At 45.8% G+C, this 22,307-nt stretch carries 14 protein-coding genes; 8 read left to right on the top strand and 6 right to left on the bottom strand.

Translation table 11 applies throughout. The features are described from left to right. Window positions 1-60: 60 nt before the first annotated feature. From J2736_RS08495 to J2736_RS08475, 5 genes are all read right to left on the bottom strand, one after another. On the bottom strand, window positions 61-939 hold the full coding sequence (locus J2736_RS08495) for a carbohydrate ABC transporter permease (RefSeq protein WP_310225435.1): 879 nt from the start codon (window positions 937-939) through the stop codon (window positions 61-63). An 18-nt stretch (window positions 940-957) separates the two neighbouring features. After that, window positions 958-1,839 carry a carbohydrate ABC transporter permease gene (locus J2736_RS08490; protein WP_310225433.1) on the bottom strand — a complete coding sequence of 294 codons (882 nt, stop codon included), beginning with the start codon at window positions 1,837-1,839 and terminating at the stop codon, window positions 958-960. A gap of 229 nt (window positions 1,840-2,068) precedes the next feature. Further along, on the bottom strand, window positions 2,069-3,469 hold the full coding sequence (locus J2736_RS08485; protein WP_310225431.1) for an ABC transporter substrate-binding protein: 1,401 nt from the start codon (window positions 3,467-3,469) through the stop codon (window positions 2,069-2,071). Window positions 3,470-3,629: 160 nt separating this feature from the next. Then, window positions 3,630-5,243, bottom strand: coding sequence for a response regulator (locus tag J2736_RS08480; protein ID WP_310225429.1), 1,614 nt, complete (start codon window positions 5,241-5,243; stop codon window positions 3,630-3,632). Further along, on the bottom strand, window positions 5,215-6,996 hold the full coding sequence (locus J2736_RS08475; protein WP_310225427.1) for a sensor histidine kinase: 1,782 nt from the start codon (window positions 6,994-6,996) through the stop codon (window positions 5,215-5,217). The genes J2736_RS08480 and J2736_RS08475 overlap by 29 nt, the downstream gene beginning before the upstream one ends. A 261-nt stretch (window positions 6,997-7,257) precedes the next feature. On the opposite strand from J2736_RS08475, the gene J2736_RS08470 reads away from it, so the two are divergent. The 7 genes from J2736_RS08470 (at window position 7,258) to J2736_RS08440 (ending at window position 20,309) form a co-directional block, all read left to right on the top strand. Beyond that, window positions 7,258-8,424: a serine hydrolase domain-containing protein gene (locus J2736_RS08470; RefSeq protein ID WP_310225425.1), complete on the top strand. Its 1,167-nt coding sequence runs from the start codon at window positions 7,258-7,260 to the stop codon at window positions 8,422-8,424. 177 nt (window positions 8,425-8,601) lie between these two features. Then, window positions 8,602-10,899, top strand: coding sequence for a helix-turn-helix domain-containing protein (locus J2736_RS08465; protein ID WP_310225423.1), 2,298 nt, complete (start codon window positions 8,602-8,604; stop codon window positions 10,897-10,899). A 213-nt stretch (window positions 10,900-11,112) separates the two neighbouring features. Beyond that, entirely contained in the window at window positions 11,113-12,117 is a 1,005-nt protein-coding gene (locus J2736_RS08460; protein WP_310225421.1) for an ABC transporter permease, read from the top strand. A 10-nt stretch (window positions 12,118-12,127) separates the two neighbouring features. Beyond that, the gene (locus J2736_RS08455) at window positions 12,128-13,003 is read left to right on the top strand and encodes a carbohydrate ABC transporter permease (RefSeq protein ID WP_310225420.1); all 876 of its coding nucleotides are present in this window, start codon (window positions 12,128-12,130) and stop codon (window positions 13,001-13,003) included. 109 nt (window positions 13,004-13,112) lie between these two features. Then, window positions 13,113-14,726: a type 2 periplasmic-binding domain-containing protein gene (locus tag J2736_RS08450; protein ID WP_310225418.1), complete on the top strand. Its 1,614-nt coding sequence runs from the start codon at window positions 13,113-13,115 to the stop codon at window positions 14,724-14,726. A 101-nt stretch (window positions 14,727-14,827) separates the two neighbouring features. Then, the gene (locus tag J2736_RS08445; RefSeq protein WP_310225416.1) at window positions 14,828-18,637 is read left to right on the top strand and encodes a CBM96 family carbohydrate-binding protein; all 3,810 of its coding nucleotides are present in this window, start codon (window positions 14,828-14,830) and stop codon (window positions 18,635-18,637) included. Window positions 18,638-18,719: 82 nt separating this feature from the next. Beyond that, window positions 18,720-20,309: a discoidin domain-containing protein gene (locus tag J2736_RS08440; RefSeq protein WP_310225414.1), complete on the top strand. Its 1,590-nt coding sequence runs from the start codon at window positions 18,720-18,722 to the stop codon at window positions 20,307-20,309. A 63-nt stretch (window positions 20,310-20,372) separates the two neighbouring features. Here the strand turns inward: J2736_RS08440 and J2736_RS08435 are convergent, their stop codons facing one another. After that, window positions 20,373-21,248 (bottom strand): helix-turn-helix transcriptional regulator, encoded by an 876-nt coding sequence (locus J2736_RS08435; protein WP_310225412.1) that lies wholly within the window; start codon window positions 21,246-21,248, stop codon window positions 20,373-20,375. A gap of 121 nt (window positions 21,249-21,369) precedes the next feature. On the opposite strand from J2736_RS08435, the gene J2736_RS08430 reads away from it, so the two are divergent. Then, window positions 21,370-22,206 (top strand): phytanoyl-CoA dioxygenase family protein, encoded by an 837-nt coding sequence (locus J2736_RS08430; RefSeq protein ID WP_310225408.1) that lies wholly within the window; start codon window positions 21,370-21,372, stop codon window positions 22,204-22,206. Window positions 22,207-22,307 lie beyond the last annotated feature (101 nt).

Here is a 22,307-nt window from a genome sequence, read left to right as displayed (position 1 = left end):
GAAAATGACCTCGTTTCTGTATATGGTATAGTTTGTAAATCAACCGATTTCGATTAAGCCTTAACCTTTAACCCCGCTTGAAGCAATGCCTTGTATAAAATACTTCTGTCCAGCAAGAAACACCGCAATAATAGGGATGATCGCACAAGTAGCCCCGGCCATAACCAAGTTGTATTGAGCGCCTTCGGCATCATTCAAGGTTTGAAGTCCAAGTGGAATCGTATAGAGGGACTTGCTTGTAATAAATATCAACGGATCCATGTAGCTGTTCCAGTTCCATACAAAGGACAAGATGACCAGCGAAATGACGCCGGGAATAGAGAGAGGCATGATGATTTTATAAAATATTTTGAAATGATGGGCCCCATCGATATGCGCAGCTTCCGATATTTCCTTTGGAATACTGATGAAGAACTGCCGCAGCATGAAGATGCCGATGACATTAAACATTCCCGGTAGAATCAGCGCCCAATGCGTATTGTAGACCCCTATCCAGTGGAATAAAATAAATCGCGGCACAAGCGTAACGTGAGGAGGAATCATCAGCGTAGACAGATACAACATGAATACGATATTCTTCCCTCTAAAATCCATACGGGCAAACGCATACGCGGCTGTAGCGCTTATCAACACGGTACCGCCAATCGTTAGGATGGCGACTTTAATGGAGTTCCAGTAGAACAAGTAGAAGGGATACGTTTTGTTAAACCAGACCTTGCTATAGTTGCTAAATTGCAGTTCATGAGGTATCCACTGAATCGGATATTGAAAGACTTCGATTGGTTTCTTGAGTGAGGCTGATATCATCCAGGCAAAAGGCATCATCATCAATAACCCGAACAGCAGCATAAGGAGTGTGATGATGAGTTTAGGAACATCCAAGTGGAACGACATTTTGGTTGGACGAGAAGGCTTAGTGATTACTGCTGCTTGATCCATCGTGCAAGACCTCCGTTTCTAGTAAGTAACCCATTTTTTTTGGCGGTTCCATTGAATGAGTGTAATGACGAAGATAATCGCGAACAGCACCCAAGCCACTGCAGAGCCGTAGCCAAATTTGTAAAATTTAAAAGAGAGCTCATAAATGTAGTAAACAAGCACAGAGGTTGAATCGCCTGGCCCGCCATTGGTCATGATATTGACCGGGGCAAACACTTCAAAGGAGTGAATAATCCGTGTGATGAACAAGAAGAAGGTGGTAGGTGACAGCATGGGAATCGTGACGTTGAGAAACTGACGAAACCGGCCGGCGCCATCCATTTGAGCAGCTTCATACAGCTCCTTCGGAACGCCTTGCAGTCCTGCCATGTAAATGATTAGATCATAGCCGAGACCTACCCAAACCATCATGATCATGAGGGATGGAAGCGCCCATTCGGTACTGCCTAGCCATTTGGGCGGGTTATCGATGCCAAGCGTCATGAGCAGCTGATTAATCGGACCCTGGGTCGGATGATATAACTGCATCCAAACGATGGCAACTGCGACAATCGTCGTAATATAAGGGAGGAAATACAGCAGCCGAAGAAAATTTCGAGCATACACCATTTGGTTTAATATCAGCGCGACACATAAGGAGACGGCTAACGTTACCGGGACAACGACAATGGAATAAATCACGTTGTTTTTCAAAGATTTTAGAAATAGCTCATCCTGCCACATGTCGATAAAATTACGAAGTCCAACAAACTGAATATGGTCTAAGCCCGAAATCAGATCCCATTCACTGAAGGCCAGCCATAAGGAAAACAGAATAGGAAACAAAAGAAATACCACATAACCAAGCAAGCTGGGCAGTAAAAATAAATAGCCGGTTGTTAACTCTCGTTTGGAGTTCAAGATTCTCACCTTCTCTAATGTTGTGTTGAGGATGACTTTATTGTAGAAGAAACGAGGCTTGGCTAGAATCAACTATCTTATCGGCTTTCTTCACTATTCCATGCCCTTTTGGGGCTGTTCACATTTTTTAAAAGGGTGTTCATTATTTTGTTTATAGCCCTACGAACCTAAATGGGTCAGCGTAAAAAGCAATGACAAATAACCCGCTTTGTCAGCGGGTCATTTGTGTTTACTTGCTATTTTTAATAGCTTCGTCTGATTTCTTCTTCATATTGGCAAGGGCTTCATCAATCTTTTGTACACCAAAGAGTGCTTTCTCGGCTTCATCCTGCAGGAGTTTATTGAGCTCAGCATAACCTGTAAAGATCGTGTCGTTGTAAGAAACGGAGTCGTAATCGAGCACAACTCGCTTAAATGCTTCCAAATCAATCTTTTTATCAGCATCCTCGCCAAACATCACCTTCACAAGCGCATCCTTATTCGTTTTCTTCCATGTTGGGATATGTCCAACTTTGGCTAGATGAATGGAGCCTTCCGTTGCCAGCCATTTCATAAACTGCCAGGAAGCTTCTTTCTCTTTCGTGTTCGGATTCATGGATAAGTAGCCAAAATAATGCAGGCCGTTATTGAGATTTTGCTTCTGATCTTTCTCTAGAGTCGGAAGTGGGGCAACGGTTGTGATAAAGTCCCTCGGATACTGAGTCGTATCACCGATAAAGCGAGAAATCGCATTGGAAGCTACAGCCATGGCGGTCTTCTTTTGCATAAATAAATCGAAAACCTGTGCTTTGGTTGATTTAATCTCGGTGTACGGATATTGAATTTTATCCACATTTTCCATCGCGAATTTGAATTCTAAAGCCTTCTTGTAGCCAGCATAGTCAAAATTCGAAGCTCCGTCCTTGTTGTACCAGGCATTTGTTCCCAACACGCTTCGAACCGGCATTGTCCAGTAATACAAGGAATGGAAATCGCTTGTGCCATAAACTCTCGCAGGACCATCGCCCTTCGTCAGCTTCTTCGCATACTCTTTGTATTCGTCCAAAGACCAGCTTTTCGGTACGGGTAAACCAGCTTCATCAAGCAACTTTTTGTTAATAAAAACGGAGTCCGTTAACGAACTGACAGGCAGTCCGAAATACTTGCCATCCTGCTTGTAAATTTCTTTGCCCAGCTCAGCTTCAACATCAAATTTATCTTTACTGATAAATTCCGTTAAGTCTTGCAGCAGCTTTTTCTTCGCGCGAGCTTCCACCCGTGGCACACCATAATTGAAGAAAACATCCATTTCTTGACCTGCAATCAGCGAGGTATCGACCTTAACATTCCCTTCATCGGTGTTCGCGAATTTGACGTACTCCACTTTGATATTGGGAAACTTTTTATTGAACTCTTTGATCATGTCACCAGGCCCTTGATCCTCGTTCCAAGCGCCCCACCACGATATTTTCGCAGCTTTATCGGCCGCAGCTGGTGCGGCTGTCGTCGCTGCTGGTGCAGCTGATTTTGCAGCTTCCGGTTGGCTGGAAGTCTGCGAATTTCCTGTGCTTCCAGATGAGCCGCAGCCTGCAATCATCATTGTAGCAAGTACGAGTGAAGTGATGCTTGACCCTCTTGTAATCTTTTTCATGAATGGCACCTCCATGGTTGATAGGCAAACTGGCTTTGCTTCTTTCTATTCCCATTATAAAGGGGGGCTAAATGTACCAGAATGACTATTATTATGGTGTTGATTCATTAAATTTGGTCTTTTTTCTCGTATTCATTTTTTCGGGTAATCGTATTCACTTTTATTGGAAGGTTTTTGCACCATGCTCCCGATACTCACTCGGACTTACTCCCATGACCTTTTTGAAAGCTCGGCCAAAATAGTTAATATTGTCATAGCCAACCTTTTCCGCGATTAAATAACTAGGCAAATGCGTAGAATGCAAATATTCAGCTGCTTTATTCATTCGTACAGTGGTTAAAAATTCGATGAAGGAGATGTCCGTCTCTTTTTTAAATAAATGACTGATGTAACTCTCGCTCATGTTGACTAATTTGGCAGCACTGCTCAGCGTAATATTGCTGGCGTAATGCTGCTGCATATAATCGATAAGGTAATGAATTTCTTCTCGGTACGTACCTTTTCTTTTGCGTTCGGATGCTTCAATGAGCGAAGTAGCTAGCTGCCTGACGCGTATTTCCATATCCTGAAGCGTCTCCAGGTGAAGAACTTGCTCAAATAGAGGAGAGTGGGTCGTGTCAATTGCCGACCAATCGAGCTCCAGTCCGTTGCCGATCGTTTTTAACTGATGATAGACGTCCATGTAGATATCGAGGACGATGCTTATTTCATAGCGCTTTGTTTGCAGGTCCATGAATAAGCCAGATAACCACTGATCAAGTTTGTCAGTATCGCATCTCTGTATCGTTTGCTCCAAATCAACACCGATTTTGATCGCGTAGGGGAACCCCGTTGTGGAGCGTCGGCTGAAATAATCACTCTGATAGCCGTAATTGCCACCGGTGTCCTGATAAAAACTATATTTGGACGCTTCCTTAGCCTCGATGAATGCTGTTAATAGGCCGCCTATTCCCTGAAACAAACGACTTCGCCCTGCACTGATTGTGATATTGAGGAAACGTTTGGCGGCAATGATCAAATCCTGCACATGTTCCTCGATCAGTGGTTCTCGATGTAAATCCATATTTAACAGGAATATAGCTAGTTCATTGTTCTTATAACGTACGGAATCGATACGGCCTAGCGGTGACAGCTGTTGTTCGGCCAAATAAGTCAGCGATTTCAACAGCTGATCCTGATCTTTGTTGAAGGCATCCATGGGATGATTCCTTAACAATAGCGCCATCTGAGAACCGGAGGCTTCCTCCCAGTGCAATCGATTATAATAATCGGCAAACTGTTCATCGGTCAACTCACTCTCACAAAGGAGTCGAAGATACGACTGGGTCCGATCCTCTAATGTACCACTTTTGGAATCTGTCGTGGATTCTAATCGATTCATGATCAGCTTGTGCTCCTGATGAATGGACTCCGCAAGTTCTTGGAGCAAAGAGAGCAGTTCCGTCGGCTTAACCGATGCTTTGAGAATATAATCATCCGCACCAAGTTTCATCGCTTCACGGACATAGTCATAGTCACTATGACTGCTGAGGACAACGACTCGGATATGCTCAGAGCGCTTTTTGACCCTGCCAATCAGCTCCAGGCCATTCATATTGGGCATAAGTATATCCGTTAGGACGATGTCGGGCAGTTGTTTATCCATAATCTCAAGCGCTTTCTCGCCATCGCCAGCATCCCCGATAATTTCAAAGCCATGATTTTCCCAGGAAATTAATGACTTCATCCCGACACGTACGAGCATCTCATCGTCGACGATTAATACTTTCAGCATCCAGATCTGCCTCCTCTTTGGCGTATGGAATCGTAATGAGAATTCTTGTTCCTTCATTTTCCGAGCTGGTCAGTGAAAGGCCATATGCAGCGCCGAATTGATGCCTGATTCTATGATGGACATTGAGTAAGCCCACATGCAATGAATCTGCTGGCGGATCGGGCAATTGCAAGGATTCTTGAATCTCTAGTACTTTCTCAGATTTTATGCCAATTCCATTGTCGGCCACTTGGATGAACAGCTGTTGATGCTCAGCCCAGGCTTTAACTTCGATAAGCCCTTTACCATCGAGTGGCTCGATGCCATGATAGATACTATTTTCCACTAGGGGCTGCAAAGAAAATTTAATGATGGATACACTCAGCAGCTTTTCCGGCACATCGATCACCAGCGATACTTTCTCGTTATATTTAATCTTCTGCAGGTGCACATAGCTTTGAATATAGCCCAATTCCATACTTAGTGGTATCTGATCTTCACCTCGGCCGATACTGGCTTCCATCATCAACGCCAAATCGGAAATCATTTCACCAACTTCATGATCCTGTCGCATGTAGGCCATCCATTTAATATTGTTGAGCGTGTTCAGGACAAAATGCGGTTTGATCTGCGCTTGCAGCGCTTTGAACCTGAGATGCTCCTTCTGCTGATGTTCGTATTTCACATTTTCGATTAGTTCTTTGATCTGTACAATCATCTGATTGTAGGACATCATTAACGCCGCGACTTCATCGGAGCCGCGTACTTGAATGGGGGAGTTCAGACTTCCTTTTTCGATGTGAAGCATCTTTCTTCGGAGCAGTTTCAATGGTCTCGTTACCCCATAGGCAATCGAATAGGTGATCAATAGAAACACGACAAAAATGACCCCAACAATGGTGATGTTGATTTCCCGCAGCTTGAAAATTTCTTTGAAAACGGAATTATAAGGGATGCGCTGGATGAGCTTCCAACCCGTCTTGGAAACGGTTGCATAACTGATAATCATTCTCTCCTTATTCTCTGCGGTTTCATCTACCAACTGTCCGCTTGTACCACTGAGAATCCGCCCAACGTAGCTTTCACTCGATAAATCTTTGCCAAGCATGGCTCGGTCTGGATGTACAAGGACTTTGCCTTGGTCATCAAGAATCAGAACTTCTCCTTCCAGCTCGCTAAAAAGATGAAGAAATTCACTGGAGCTAGCAGTCATGACAACCACGCCGGCGCGTCGATTCGTTTCGAAATCATTGATCGATTTGACGAGTGAAATAAACGGACCCTTGGATGGTGCAAACCAGGGATTCTCATGGTAGACCCATTGAAAACGGTCTCGCGTTCCTTCGGTTCGTGTATAGTTGTCGTAAAAAGAGAGCCAAGCATCCGAAGTCTTCTGATTATTCAGCGAGGAATACAGATGACCCTGTTCATCCAGGATGGATATGGAATATTCCCAGCGATGCAGATAAATGCTGAACATTTTGGAAAGCGTCTGGTCAGCTGCACGCAGTCTTTCATAGACGCTAAATTGATCAGGTTGTTTTAAGATACGAATTAATGACTCGTCGAGTGAAATGGATGTCGTCAAAGACATCATTTCTCCCACAGCTTCCTGCAGGTTTAATTGCGTAATGTGAAGCGCTTCCTGATTAGATTTGCCAATTTTTTGTTCAATCGTTTTTTCCATGGGTTTATCAATCAAGTAAAAAGTGAAGCAGAATGGAATGATCAGAAACAAGACCACAGAAAACATAATTTTAGTTTGGAGTTTCATGGGTGACCTCCGAATTCGTTGCTGTTATAAGTAAACTAAATTAAAAGCGTGGATTCAATACTGTTTTGAGATGGAACTGTTCATTATTTTGAGCATTTGCAAGTTGTATTCACTATTTTTGGAGGAATGTTCACTTATTTATTATACGTGGACGGAGGGAGAAGACGAGCAAAAATAGTACAACGCCGAGAAAGACTTCCTATTTAAATGGAACAATATGTTATAATTGGCGAGGAAATCATTTCAGGGAGGCGATTGGAAATGAACGTAAGTAAGCGCTTAAATGAACGTGTGACTCCGCTGCTGAAGCGTATGATGGAAAATGGACCGGCTGGCTGTGCATGTACGGTAGTACGACGGGGAGAAGTCCTTTATGAGGAGACCCTAGGATATGCGGATGTAGAGAAACAGAAGGAGATCACACTGGATACGATCTATCGGATCTATTCGATGACGAAGGTCATTACTTGCACAGCGGCGCTTATGCTGTATGAGAAGGGGCTTTATCTGCTGAACGATCCATTAGAGAAATACCTGCCCGCGTTCAAAAATCAACAAGCCTTTCAAGACAACGAAAATGGTACGAAGTCTTCCTCTCCTGTAACCAATCCAATCCTGATCAAGGATTTGTTTACAATGACCTCAGGGTTGACCTACGGTGGAGATGGCACAGAAACCGAAAGGCTCACCCGTAGCATGTTGGAGAACGCTAGAAGAGAGACGATGGACATGCAGACATTGTCCAATGGACTGGCATCCATTCCGTTGGAATTTGAGCCTGGCACGCGCTGGAAGTATGGCTTCAGTCATGATGTATTGACCGCATTGATCGAGGTGCTGACAGGCCAAACGTTTGGAGCGTTTCTCCAAAAGGAAATATTTGATCCGTTAGGGATGATCGACACCTCTTTCCGGATTACGGAAGACAAGCGGGATCGTCTCTGCACCATCTATGATCGAGCAGAAGGCGGGGCGCTGACACCGAATACCAAGATGGACGCTAGCTATCAACCCCAAAGTCGATATGAAAGTGGCGGAGCTGGCCTGCTTTCGACGCTTGGGGATTACAGCCGGTATGCGCAGATGCTTGCGAAAGGCGGGGAGCACGAAGGTGTGCGGATTCTTAGTCCGAAGACGATTCAATTGATGGCGACCAATCATTTAAATCCGCAGCAGCTGAGTGATTTCAATTGGCAGCAATTGCGTGGTTATGGCTATGGTTTAGGCGTTCGCGTCATGATGGATCCAGCCGCTGGCGGCATCAATAGTTCCATCGGTGAATTCGGCTGGGCCGGTCTAGCCGGGTCATACATGTTGATCGATCCGAAGGAAGAGCTATCCGTGGTGTACATGCAGCAGTTGGTTCCAAGCCAAGAACCGATCATACATCCGCGACTGCGGAATGCCATTTATGGGGCATTAGACTAACCTAACTGTTGACCTGGCCGTAATGGCTGGGTCATTTTTGTTTGTTTATTCCAAATATGCAGTGAAATAGGAGGATACTCTTTACAGCCGCTGAGAGTTAGCTTAGGATGTAGAGAATAGTAAAATGATAGCGGTTACTTGGAAATGGCATCCAGTGGGCGGAGGAGGGAGAAGTGGATGTTAAGAACAGCGGATGTACAAAAAAAGAAGTTCTTCACCAAGGTGTATATCGTATGTATCTTGATTGTTTTTTTATACGCCAGTATTGCGGTTGGATTTCTGGTCTATAAGAACATGGAGTCCCTCAACCAGAAGTGGGATGCCAACGCCACAAGATCTGTGGAACAGATGCGGGAACAGATGGACATTCGGCTGCAGGTGGCCTTTAATTTAGTGTACCAATTGAAGCGAACGGAGTATTTTCTAAATTACAGCAACGATTCCACGCGCAATTATGCTAATATCACGTTGGTGCTAGAACAACTCAAGAAAAATAGGGAAGCTTTCGAAAACTATGGCTACCGTATTGATGTGATGAAGCCGGATGACAATTTGGTCATTACGACCTTTGGTACTATCGATAAGGACAAGTACTATAAGGAAATGGCGCTAAAAACCACGGACATTGAGCAGATCGATGGGTACATCAAAGATTCGAAGTATTCCAATGTGGTTCTAGTCCAACAACGACTGTCCGAGATGGAGAATTACGGTTACGATACGATCTCCTTTGTGAAAAAAGAGCTTACCGGCAGAAACGACCTCATGTTTGTCATTTCTTTTTTCAAAGGCGGGTTTTACCCGGATTTGCTTAAATTAGATACCCAGGTGAACCGTATCGGCGTCCTATCTGGTGACCAATTAGTGGATGTCAAAGAAAATAAGGCTAATGGCGAAATTCCAGATGAGGTGCTGGCTCAGCTGAAGGAGCGGAGAGCTCCTTATGTCGAACAATACGGCGGCGATCAGGCGCATCTCGTGAGCTCTTCTGTGCTGCCGAATGTCAGATATTTGTTCATGCTTACAGGGTATGCTTGGCAGCCGCAGTTGTCCGGCCTGATGTCTCATTCGTTATTGTTGTTCGGGCTGCTGCTTGTGATCGGTGCCGGCGTGGCTTTCTTGGCTTCACGGAATATTTACCGGCCCATTCATAATGTGCTGACGATTTTCAAAGGATTGGATCAGGGCCGAAGAGGTGTTGGTGAAGAAGCATTGGAGAGTACTGATGACATGTCCTTTATTACGGCAACCGCTGTGAACATCTCCCGCATGAACGACAGCCTGAAGGAAACCATCCAGAATAATCGGCTGTCTCTGCGTGATCATTTTTTACGCAACATGCTTTATGGAATTACTGGCGAGGCGGAGGTTAGGAACAATGCGGATAAATATGGGTTAGAGCACGTGCAGCATGATGTGACCGTTGTCGTGATGGAACTTGTGGATGCTCAAGACTTAGATGCGCAGTTCCCGGTTGAGACGGTGGTAGAGATTAAAGCGGGGATATTCAGGATGATCCTAGAGGCGGTCAAGAAAGAATTTGACTATGAACAAGTAGAACTGGAACACAAGCGGCATGTTCTCATCGTGAAAGAGCAGCAAATTGATCGAATGAAACGGATTTTCACCCATATTTTATCGGGCATTGAAGCCGACACGGAGATTCGAGTGGTTGCTGCCATCGGACGCCCAGTTGTCTCATTAGGCAACAGTGCAGAATCTTACCAAGATGCCGTACGTTTGCTAGAGCGACGTTTCTCGCTGGAAAAGAACACAGTCATTACCGTGAATGATGTCGTGCTGCAAAGATCTGATATGTACACCTATCCGCTAGAGCTCGAGCGTGAACTGATTACCTTTGTCCTACAAGGGAAGACAGACCAGGTACAGGCTATTCTATCTCGTATTCTGGATGAGCACATGGAGGAAAGTTATCTAGGCGGGGAGAAGTTGGCCCGTTTTGTGCTTGCTGTCGATGTAACGGTGCATCGGATTCTAAATCAGATGAATAAGAGCTACAGGGAGCTATTTGGACAAGACTCACTCTATGATGAGCTGAAGCAGACGGGGAACCGTAAACGGGTGCGGGAAAGAATTTATGACGTATTTGCGGTCATTATGGCGAGTATGGCGAACCGCAGTGAGAAGCAGGATCATACCGTAGCGGAGCAACTTCTGGCGCACATTCATGCGCATTTCAATGAGGATATTTCGCTCTCTGATATCGCTGAGCAATTTAACCTCTCATTGGGCTACATCAGTCTATTGTTCAAAAAGTTCACAGGGGAGAATTTCAAAGAGTACTTGAACCAATACCGAGTAAGCAAGGCAAAGGAATATCTAAAAGCTGAGGAAGTATACAGTATCAATGATGTGGCAGGCAAGGTAGGCTGCAACAATGTCAATACGTTCATCCGTATTTTCAAAAAGTATGAAGGTGTATCTCCCGGCCAGTATGCGAAGCGTAATGAATGAACCTACATCAAAAAACAGATATTGAAACCAAGCCCCGGCACATGCTGTGGGCTTTTGTATTGTTACCAATAGAGGATGCCCATAAAAATGAAAGCGTTATCAATAAATTCATGATAATCAAAATAATCAATATCGCCTACCCATCAAAATTATCGACATGCAGAAAAATAATAAGGATTTACTGGGAAAGGAAGCCGATGCTACACTTCAACCGTGAGAACCAAGCAACAAGAGAACGAGAAGGAGTGGGAATTGTCCATGAGTATGAAAACAGCAATATGGGAACCAAGAGCACATGCGAGAGCGAGATCAGGTCACAGAATACTGCGCAATCTAAAAAGAGACCGTTTCCTTTACTTACTTATTGTTCCTTTTATCGCCTGGTACCTTGTCTTTCAGTATTATCCTATGCTGGGGTTGCAAATGGCTTTCAAAAAATACAGTATATACAAGGGACTATCTGGAAGTCCTTGGGTAGGTTTTGATAATTTTGTAACTTTTTTCAAAGGTCCCTACTTCTTAAGAACGTTGAAAAATACGATCTTGATCTCTCTATACAGTTTGATTTTCGCTTTTCCGGCACCCATTATATTGGCTTTGCTGTTGAATGAAGTGAAGAACATGCTGTTCAAACGTACCGTACAGACGCTCACTTACTTGCCGCATTTTATATCCATTGTCATTGTAGCGGGATTTGTTACTAATTTTTTATCTCCGACCAATGGCATTGTAAACTTGCTGTTAGCGAAATTGGGTCTGGAAAAACTGTACTTTCTGGTGGTACCGGAATATTTTCGAACGATCTTCATCTCCATGAATATATGGCGTGAAGTAGGGTTTGGATCCATCATCTACATCGCTGCACTCTCTGGCATTCATCCAGAACTTCATGAAGCCGCTGTCATTGACGGGGCGAACAAATGGAAGCGAGTGCTGCACGTAACCCTGCCAGGTATTATGCCGACGATCATGATTATGTTGATTTTAAAAATCGGCAATTTGTTGGATGTCGGGTATGAGGCCATCATTTTATTGTATCAGCCCTCTACGTATGAGGTTTCCGATGTGATTAGCACGTATGTGTATCGGACTGGATTGCAAGATGGACGTTATGATATCGGTACCGCCGTAGGTTTGTTCAATTCAGTTGTTGGTCTGGTATTGGTCATCTGTGCGAACAAATTAAGTAAAAAATATACCGAAAGCGGTTTATGGTAGGAGATGACCTATGAAATTTCTGACACCTGGCGAAAAGATTTTTAGCATCTGCAATTATCTATTTCTAGCTCTTTTGGCTGCAGCCACCTTGTATCCATTTCTGTATGTCGTCTCAGCCTCCTTAAGCTCCTCAAATGCCGTGTTATCTGGAGATGTGGTGCTGTTTCCCAAAGAGTTAACATTGCAGGCTTTCAGGCAAGTTTTGACAGAGCAGGGCATTTGGCTAGCCTACGGTAACACAGTATTCTACACGGTAGCTGCAACCTGTATACAGATGGCCTTCACCATTATGGGCGCGTATCCATTATCCAAAAAAAGATTCATGGGCAGAACCCCGATCAGTTTCTTCATCGCATTTACGATGCTATTCAATGCTGGCATGATTCCTTTCTACTTGACAATCAAAGAGCTTGGCATGTTGAACAGTAGGTGGGGACTCTTGATTCCTTTTGCTGTAACAACCTTTCTGGTCATCCTGCTGCGAACGAACTTCCAGTCCGTACCAGAAGAGATGGAAGAGGCGGCTAAGGTGGACGGTGCGTCAGACTTTCAAATTTTAACCCGCATCTATTTACCCGTATCCAAGCCTGCACTGGCTACCATTTCACTGTTCTATGCAGTGGGCACTTGGAACTCCTATTTCTGGGCCATGGTGCTGATCCAAGATGAGAGCAAGATTCCGTTGCAAGTGCTTCTGCGCAGACTAGTCGTATCTATGAATCCAACGGAAGGCATGATGGCTACCACCGATACGACCGTGCTGTTCTCTCAAGAAACCGTTATTTACGCAACGATTGTTATCGCGATTATTCCAGTTATTGTGGTGTACCCTTTTATTCAAAAATATTTTACCGCCGGTGCTATGGTGGGCTCCGTCAAGGGGTAAGCAGCAGGCAAACTGCATCTTAAGGGAGGTGGTGCCTCCTCGATAGGCACAAGTCGTAGAAAAATTATATCATACTCATTTTATACAATCCTAGGGAGGTTGCATGTCAATGAAACGCAAAGCATGGAAGACTGCAGCAGCAGCAGCTGCACTAGTTAGTATAATTACAGGTTGTTCATCAGAGAAGGAACAGACGCAAGCTTCTCCTTCTACACAGGCTTCACCGCAATCCGCATCGGCGGCTCCGGCAAATCCGCAATCTACTAAAGCGAGCTCCAAACCGATTACGTTAAGCATTCATATGCACTATGGGAACGGCGGTGGCGGGGATAAGGTATTTAATGATGAGTGGCCCGTCTTCAAAAAAGCAGCGGAATTAACGAATGTTAGCTTAAAAGGAACCGCCTCCAAAACGCTGACCAACAGTGCTGAAGCTTACAATTTGATGCTGGCGTCAGGAACGCTATCCGATATTATTCATTTTAGTAAGAAAGAAGATGCCAACAAGCTTGGCGGCGAGGGCGGCCTTGTTGCGCTTAATGATTTAATTGATAAAAACGCGCCAAACATCAAGAAGTTCTTGGACAGTCGTCCGGACGTTCGTAAATATTTGACTTCCGCCGATGGCAAAATCTATTATATCTCTTTCGTTCCAGATGGAGCAGCTTCCACAGGTTGGTTTATTCGCCAGGATTGGCTCGATAAACTGGGACTCAAAAAGCCGACTACGGCAGATGAGTACTACAGTGTTTTGAAGGCATTCCGAGATAACGATCCGAATGGAAACGGTAAGAAAGATGAGATTCCTTATTTTAATCGTCAATCCTTTGGCGTGTACTCGCTGCTTAACCTATGGGATGCTGGTACGGGCTACAAAGTAGACCCGAAAACGGATACCGTTGTCTATGATCCGATCAACCCTACTTACAAAACGGGAATGATGAACCTCGCTAAGTGGTATTCGGAAGGGCTAATCGACAAAGAAATTTTCACTCGTAAAGGCGACACTAGGCTGGTTATGCTATCAGATAACCTCGGTGGTTCTACGCATGACTGGTTTGCAAGTACGTATGGTTACAATGTGAAAGCCAAGGATAAAGTACCTACTGTGAATCTTGCGCCAATCCCGCCAGTAGCTAGTATGACCGGGGATGTGTCCTGGTTCGATTACCGTGCCACAGTGAGTCCATCCGGCTGGGGAATTGCCAGTTCTAACAAGAATCAATTAGAAACAATTAAGTACATGGATTTCTGGTTCAGTGAGGAAGGACGTCGAATGGCGAATTACGGTTTGGAAGGTCAAACTTATGACATGGTAAGCGGCAAACCGGTTTTCAAGAAGTCGCTGCTGGACACTGGGAATGTGCTGCTCAATCTGCAAAAGATGGGGGCTCAACAAGAAATCGGCTTCTATCAGAATTTTGATTATGAGAAGCAATATACCCCAGAAGGCGTACTATCTTCCATTGATGAGTATAACGCGAAGTATATTAAGAAAGTTAGCGTGCCGAACTTAAACTTTACAGTGAAAGAACAAGAGCGCTTGAAAGAGTTGGAAGGGCAAATTGAAACGTATCGTGTGGAGACGGGGCAGAAGTGGTTGTTGGGTGCTGAATCACCTGAGGCCAAATACAACGATTTCGTCAAACAACTCAAAACACTAGGAATTGACGAAGTACTAAAAATTAAGAATGAGGCTTACTTGCGCTATAAAAAAGGCTGATCAATCAATTTATTTCCGGGCTGTGTATTTTGCGCAGCCCGGTAGTACAATAAACGCCACCAAAAATGAGCATGGGAGGGAAAATGAGGATGAGAAGGACAATGGCAATAAGTCTTATATGGGTTATGATGCTTGGATTGCTTTCACCTGGGATCGGCTCTACATCATATGCTGCAAGTGATGGCGATGCTAGTCCGCACAGCAGTGTCACTACAAGTATTAATGAAAGCGTGTACAAAGAGGTAGTGGTAAAGCCTTCAGCTGATGCCTATACCCTGAACTCAAGGGCAGACACCAATTATGGCAGTTGGGATCTACTTGTTCTGAAGAGGGATAACAACAGCAATACAAACCGCAAAATTTATACGAGGTTCGCGCTGGCAGACCTAGGCATCCGGGATCCTCAGAAGGTAATCAGCGTCACGCTCCAAGTTTATCGAACCGATACGACGGGAACAACCGGCGGCGTAGGTGTGTATCCGGTCAATGATAATTCCTGGCAGGAGCTAGGCATTACGTGGAATAATGCGCCTGCCAATGTGGCAGATCCACTAGCTGTCGTCACGGTAGGACCAGCTACCAAGTTCTATGATTTCGATGTGACAGCGTATGTAAAGTCCCATTGGCAGGATGAAGCCTTGTCTTTTGCTTTCTTAGGACAGGTGCACGGTCAGCAAATCACTTTTGCCTCTAAGGAGCAGAATGCAGCAGGCGTGGGCAAAGAACCGCGGCTTGTCCTGAGGACGACTCAATTGCCCCTGACTGCCATTGAAGTCGTCAATCCGCCGCTGAAAACGGTCTATTATCCGGGTGATAAGCTGGATCTGGCGGGTCTGGTCGTCAATGGGCATTATGAAGATGGCTCGGTGACGCCATTGACCGCTTACTCAGTGAGCGGCTTTGATAGCAGCGCGCCAGCCTCAGCGCAGCAAATTAGCTTGACTGCCGAAGGCCGAACAACCCATTTCAACGTAGATGTACGTCCGCCATCTGGGGTAAATATCCCTACGTGGCCTGTCGGAAGTACGCTTACAGCGACAGGTACGTCTAAGACGAAGACAATGCTAACTTGGCCCCAAGCCTTAGATAATGAGGATGTGACGGGCTATCGATTGTTTGACGGGGAGAATCTTATGCGTACTTTAAGCGGTGATACTTTGTCGCTTTCGCTCACAGGATTAACACCTTCAACCTCGTATCACTTCCGTATCGAAGCTGGGGACAGCGAGGGGAATTGGACGTCGGGCCCGTCGTTGAACGTAGTGACGGAACTGAGTCCACCAGCGTTGCCACAGGTAACTTCAATTGCAAGCGGTGCTTTCAATCTGGCTGCTTGGACTGTGGGTGTGAATTCAGATGGCAAAGGCGTGTGGGAGACGCCAAGTGGCAATCTCGCTTTAACGACATATGCGAGCGCAGGGTCTGATCCGCTCCGCAACGTCATTGTTCATCAGACTCCGTTGATAGGTGACTTCGTCTGGACCGGTAAGGTCATGGTGACACCTCGCAGCGATTGGGATGATCTAGCTATTGTGTTCAACTACGTAGATGAGAAGAACTATTGCTTTGTTTCCTTGAATAAGAGCAATGATGATGCGACTAACGGGATTTTCCGTGTCGTAAACAATTCGCTTGTTCAACTCAAGGATTTTAACATAGGCCTGCTAAAGCCTGGCACGGCACAGGAATTAAGGATTGACCGGCTAGGTTCGATCATCCGTGTGTATCTAGACGCTGATTATATCGGTGAAGCAGAGGAATCTCAGTATACGACTGGTCGTGTAGGCTTCGCAAGTGCAAACGATCGGGTCACGCTTTCCGAAATGAATGTATACGGAACAGAGTTGATCGATCTACAGCCGCCAAGCTCGCCTGGACAATTCACAGCGGAGGCACAATCCTCAAAGGCTATTCGCTTATCGTGGACAGCTTCCACAGACGATTCGGGCATTAAGCTTTATTCTGTTTATCGGAATGGCGTGTTGCTAGGAACGACAAACCTCACTGCTTATGTGGATGAGGGATTGGCACCGCTGAGCGAATACAGCTATTACGTGACGGCAACCGACGTCTCGAATAAGGTTTCGGAGTCAAGTGCCATCGTGACGACAACCACTCTGGAACAAGATCTGCATACGTTCCCGTTCAGTCACAAATTGATCGACAGCGCACTTCGCGAGCCGCTGTTGCAATATCAGCTAAGTCTAGAGTGGACATCGCACAGCCTGCGAAGCGGTACCGCCCTGATGTATCTGACGACGGCTGCTTTATATGACCCATCCTATAAGGGCAGCGACGGTACGTTAATTAAGGATCGGATTCTGGCACATATTCGCAATATGCTCGTACCCGGAAGCAAGCGGGAGCCTGGCGCGTCCGGTTCACTGGATACCTCAGCAACATCACTCGCAATTCAAGCACTCGATCTCGCTTCGACGATTCCAGCAGTCTGGAACGAGCTGACCTCGGAGGAGAAAGTCAAAATCAACCTCATCATGCAAGCGCATTTGGTAGCGGCGCATTGGGGACATGATGATGACAACAATTTCTCGACGGGAATCGATCAGTTGGGCAATTTCAACAAAGGATGGAATCCCAATTATGTGGAAGGCGCTATTGCCAGTGCGCTAGCAACGGTTCGTTATTTAGGCGGGGCAGACAAGGCGAATGAGTTCCTGCTCAGTTTCGATTACGACAACTTTATGAGCAAGCTTCAGGCAGCAGGACTTTCCAGCATTGCGTGGACTTTCCGTCAAACAGGCAAATCTGCGCTCGAGGCAGCGGTGAAGAATGAATTTACGTTTAGAGGCCACACGTTGGATCAACCGTTTGAATGGATGAAAGATCGCGCCTTGATTATGTACAACAAAACAGTAAAAGCACAGTTATCCAGCAACGATACGGTTCGTGCTTTCGTCCTTAACCCGGAAGGATTGCCGAATGTAGGCATGATGGGTATGGCGCAGGAATTTGACTCGGTGGATGCTAATGGAATTCGAAGCGATCTCGATTATGTGACAAGGGGCTGGAATAACAGCATTCTTAGTTTGCTGGAGGCCTATTATTATGGTGTTGCTGCATCGGGTTCGCCAGATGATCTTGCATTGATCCAATCTCGATATGCAATTGGGAGTACTGATCTCATCTACAAAGCGGTAAATGGGTATTCCGGTTATGCGAAAGGGAAGTCACTTGGCATTCGCGATGAATTCACCGCTGATGCTAATGTGGGTTACGATTGGCTGAAGGAGCTTTGGGAAAATGTGATTAGCCAGCCGTCACTAATTCCATTGCGGGAAGTGGAACCTGAGCCTCAAGGCTTAGCTGTTGCCAAACCAGGTACTATCGTGCTTTCAGACGACAATGGGCAGGATACGGGTCTATTGGATGGTCAGTACAATGTTACCATGCATATGTGGTATGGCGATAATGGCACGCTTTACAAACTCTATGAGAATGATGTGTTAATGGATACACAAGTTCTTACGGACAAATCGCCGAACGCACAATCTGCGGTAACTTCCATAAACCACAAGCCGAATGGTACATATAAGTACCATGCTGAACTCACGAATAAATTCGGTACGAGTAAAAGCGCAGATTTAACGGTAACAGTCAAACATGCAGCTCCTGCTAAACCAGTTCTTGCTAACGATAATTGGGATGGTGACGGCAATTACAACGTTAACATGAACATGTGGTGGGGAACCAATGGTACGACATATAACTTGTATGAAAATGGGGTACTCGTTTATTCACAAGCATTGACTGCGCATACACCAAACGCTCAATCCGCTGTGGCCATTTTAACGAATAAAGTAAAAGGTACGTATGAGTATCGTGGTGAACTTGTGAACGATGCGGGTGCCACATCTAGCGATACGATGATTGTCAAAGTATCAAAGCCCTGAAGGCTGTGAAGCGACTGCTGGCAGCATAATGTTTGATAAAACACGCTAGTCTATGAAGGACAGCGTACGAGGAGATGATTCCATGAAAAAGAATATGTCGATGTTCGCTTTCTGTCTGGTTGTTTTGTTTACACTGGCTTGTTTACTTCCGGGATGGGAAACACCGGCTTATGCGTCCAGTAACTTGGCACTAGGGAAAACAGCTGTCGCGAGTTCTGTGAAGAATAGCTCTTTAGCCGCCAATAAAGCTACGGACGGTGACAGTACGACTACCCGCTGGGGCTCGAACTATTCAAGCAGCGAATGGTTGTATGTCGATCTGGGCTCATCGCAAAATGTAGGCGGCGTGACAATACAGTGGGGGTCATCCTACGCTGCGGCCTTTAAAATCCAGTTATCCAGCAATGCCTCCACCTGGACGGATGTGTATTCAACTACGAGTGGTGATGGCGGCGTTGATGCCATTACACTTGCAGCAGCAGCCACAGCCAGATATGTGCGCGTGCAGGGGATTACTCCTGCAACAACGTATGGTTATTCCATCTATGAATTAGAGGTTTATGCACCGTCAGGGACGACGGATCCAGGTCCTGACCCGGGTGAAGAGCCAGATCGCGATGCCTCATTTGGACCAAACGGTACGCACTGGCCGTCGCTAATTCCTACGCCTTTTATGTACGACACCACGGTAACGAACATTGTCGATGTTAGCAACTCTTGGTCGGCAATCAGCACGGCAATTGCGGCCGTGACGCCTGAGCAGGCAGCAGCAGGGGTTCTGATCCGTGTCGCTCCTGGGACATTGACGGGCAACGGGGCCGGTTCAGGTAATACGCCAGTTCTACAAAATCTTGGTTCTTCGTCATGGACGAAGCGCATTACAGTAGCTCCTCGTGACGGTTATGGAACTGTGACCATTACGGGAGGAACTTTGATTAAGAATGTGCGCAGTGTGGCTTTCGCTGGACTGATGGCTGACCAAATCAAGCTGGAAGGCTGTGACCGCTCAGCCTTGGCTTGGACCAAAGTAACCCGTTGGTTGGCAGGGTACGGTATCGCAAACCAGACAACATCCCTGGTAGAATTCAGCGAAGTCGTTATGCCGGATTCTCAAGTCGTCGATGGGGATGCCTCCGATTTCTATTCTGTATCTTCCGGCCCTATTGACGGGTGGCGCTTCGACGGCATCTATCTTGCGCCGCATTTCTTTAATCCAGCTACCACACCGAAGCCACATACGGATACGATGCAATTCGCTGGTGCAGGGGCCTATACGAATATGACAATCCGCGATTCTGCGATCTTCTCCAGTAACAATTGCGCCATTCAGACAGGCAGCTTGAACGGATTGGTCCTCGAGCATAGTTATCTTGCAGCGGGGAGCGTGGCTCGAAGCCGCTATCCTTTCCTTGCTGGAGGATCTACGGAAGCAGGGACAGCGGCATTCAATGGCAACGGTACGAACTTTGTAGCACTAGATTCCGTGATCATTGGTGGAATAGGCTCGGCATCATGGACTTCCGCAACGAACACGAAAACCAGCTATGCTTATCAGGCTTCCCAGCAGCCAGCCAGCGGTGCTTGGACAGTGGATACGACTATGTCCGCTACGAATCCAACCATGCCGCCAATGCCAAATGATACGTATTTGAACTCGATTTGGGGGAACTAAGTAGAGAAATGAAAGAAGCTGTGCCAAAAGTCAATTTAGACTTTTGGTAACAGCTTCTTTCGCTTATATACCCAAAGGACTGTTTGTTTTGCGCCAATTCAGCGGCGTAACGCCCGTTATTCTTTTGAACACGGTAGCAAAATGTTGGCTGGATGCGTACCCCAGATTCGTCGATATGGTCAGAACCGAATTGTCGGTATGAGTGAGAATAACACACGCCTGTTTAATCCTTTGTCGTTCTAGAAAGGCCATCGGGGTATTGCCAGTGTACTGTCGGAATGTTCGCATGAAGTGAGAAGGACTAATAGACGCGAATTCTGCCATTTCCTCAATTGTTGGCCGCCAATCGGGTTCTTCATCCACTTTTCTGATCATGGAGTCGAATGCATGAACGAGATCAGGAGAGAGCGTACCACTTTCTTGAGAGGGCTGGAGAATCTGAAGCAGCAATTCAACGATCGCTTGACGAATAGCCGTAGAACGTAAAGGACTGGAGGCTTGAAGGGCATCTTTTAACCGTTGCAAAGCAGCTAGGGGTTGAATGCCGGTATGTACAATCCGCTGCAACTGATCTAGCTTTGTTCGAATCGTTGCAATCTCATGCTTAGGTAAGCAAAGCCAGTCAACTTCCGAGGGAGGGGAGAGGATAAACCACCAGAAGCGACTAGGTTCAATCACATTAAAACCACCTCGATGAATTTCACCAGGCCGTGTATGAAACACTTCACCAGCTTTTGTTTCGTAGGTTCGATTAGCTAGCTCCCAGCTTGCTTTCCCACGTTCAATAAAAACAAATTCGTAACCATGATGTTCATGGTAGCCAAGTCGAAGCGCACTGTTAATTTCATCAAATCCGAAAACAAGCAACTCAGGAACAGCCTCAATTGGCTCTTGATACTCGCGATTATACGTCCAACGGTGCTTGGCGGCAGGCGCCATGACATCATCCCTTTGTACAGAATATAGTCTAATTGTTTCTGATACTACTCTGCAAGGAGGGGAACGTCAAGACATATTCAAGCGATATATAATAGATCTGAAGATGAAAGGGAGGATGAATATGGCCATTCAAGCTCAGAAAACGTATAAAATAACGGAAGCGGATAAGGCAACATTTGAGAGAGACGGTTATTGGATTAGCCCAAAGATTTTGGATGACAACCAAATTGAAAGACTTCGCAAAGCGCATGATCGCGTCTGGTCTGGTGATTATGACGGAGATGGGATGCCAATGAATCCATATCGACCGTCAGTTAATCCCGATGCGCTACGGAAGCTGGATAATGGGTGGTGGATTAACGACGACATTCGGGATACCGTAACGGATCCTTTCATTGGAGAACTTGTGGCCGATCTGCTTCAAGTTAATGAGATACGACTTTGGCATGATCAAGTCATCTTAAAGCCAGGTGTAGGGAACAAAGAAACGAGCTCAGGAAATGTAGGTTGGCATCAAGATTATGGCTATTGGCAGTGCAGCAGTACAAGTGAAATGATTACGGTCTGGATAGCGCTTCAGGATACGGATTTGACGAATGGTGGTATGATGACTATCCTGGGGTCGCATAAATGGGGACTCATTCCAGACAGTAATACCTTCTTTAATCAGAATATGGATGAGCTCAAGGAGAAGTACGCTGGCGGGCGTGAATGGGTAGAGGAGCCGTGTATCTTAAAAGCAGGGCAAGCGAGTTTCCATCATGGACTCACGTTCCATGGATCAGGTGCCAATCAAACGAACGAGGCTCGCCTATCCATTGTTGCACACGTCATGCCGGGCGGCACGTCGTATCTTTCGGGTATTCAACATCATTCCAACATTCGATTGCTCGGACCGCGTCCTTATCATGGACAGCCTTTTGATAATGTGTATTTTCCGACGTTATTTAAGCGGTAGTAACGTTCGGAGAAATAAAAGAATAGCAATTTAATGTAGAGCCTGTTTCTCCCTGAAGCAGGTTCTTTGGTGTCTGAACAATCATTTTTCTTAGAATACAG

Source organism: Paenibacillus qinlingensis (genome assembly GCF_031455095.1).
Taxonomy (GTDB): domain Bacteria; phylum Bacillota; class Bacilli; order Paenibacillales; family NBRC-103111; genus Paenibacillus_E; species Paenibacillus_E qinlingensis_A.
Note: the sequence above shows the minus strand (reverse complement) of the source record. Positions and strands in the feature narration are given on the sequence as shown.

Excerpts from the sequence above, each read along its gene's own strand:
- J2736_RS08495 (WP_310225435.1), bottom strand. The coding sequence starts at position 939 with ATGGATCAAGCAGCAGTAATCACTAAGCCTTCTCGTCCAACCAAAATG.
- J2736_RS08485 (WP_310225431.1), bottom strand. The coding sequence starts at position 3,469 with ATGAAAAAGATTACAAGAGGGTCAAGCATCACTTCACTCGTACTTGCT.
- J2736_RS08480 (WP_310225429.1), bottom strand. The coding sequence starts at position 5,243 with ATGCTGAAAGTATTAATCGTCGACGATGAGATGCTCGTACGTGTCGGG.
- J2736_RS08475 (WP_310225427.1), bottom strand. The coding sequence starts at position 6,996 with ATGAAACTCCAAACTAAAATTATGTTTTCTGTGGTCTTGTTTCTGATC.
- J2736_RS08470 (WP_310225425.1), top strand. The coding sequence starts at position 7,258 with ATGAACGTAAGTAAGCGCTTAAATGAACGTGTGACTCCGCTGCTGAAG.
- J2736_RS08465 (WP_310225423.1), top strand. The coding sequence starts at position 8,602 with ATGTTAAGAACAGCGGATGTACAAAAAAAGAAGTTCTTCACCAAGGTG.
- J2736_RS08455 (WP_310225420.1), top strand. The coding sequence starts at position 12,128 with ATGAAATTTCTGACACCTGGCGAAAAGATTTTTAGCATCTGCAATTAT.
- J2736_RS08450 (WP_310225418.1), top strand. The coding sequence starts at position 13,113 with ATGAAACGCAAAGCATGGAAGACTGCAGCAGCAGCAGCTGCACTAGTT.
- J2736_RS08445 (WP_310225416.1), top strand. The coding sequence starts at position 14,828 with ATGGCAATAAGTCTTATATGGGTTATGATGCTTGGATTGCTTTCACCT.
- J2736_RS08440 (WP_310225414.1), top strand. The coding sequence starts at position 18,720 with ATGAAAAAGAATATGTCGATGTTCGCTTTCTGTCTGGTTGTTTTGTTT.
- J2736_RS08435 (WP_310225412.1), bottom strand. The coding sequence starts at position 21,248 with ATGGCGCCTGCCGCCAAGCACCGTTGGACGTATAATCGCGAGTATCAA.
- J2736_RS08430 (WP_310225408.1), top strand. The coding sequence starts at position 21,370 with ATGGCCATTCAAGCTCAGAAAACGTATAAAATAACGGAAGCGGATAAG.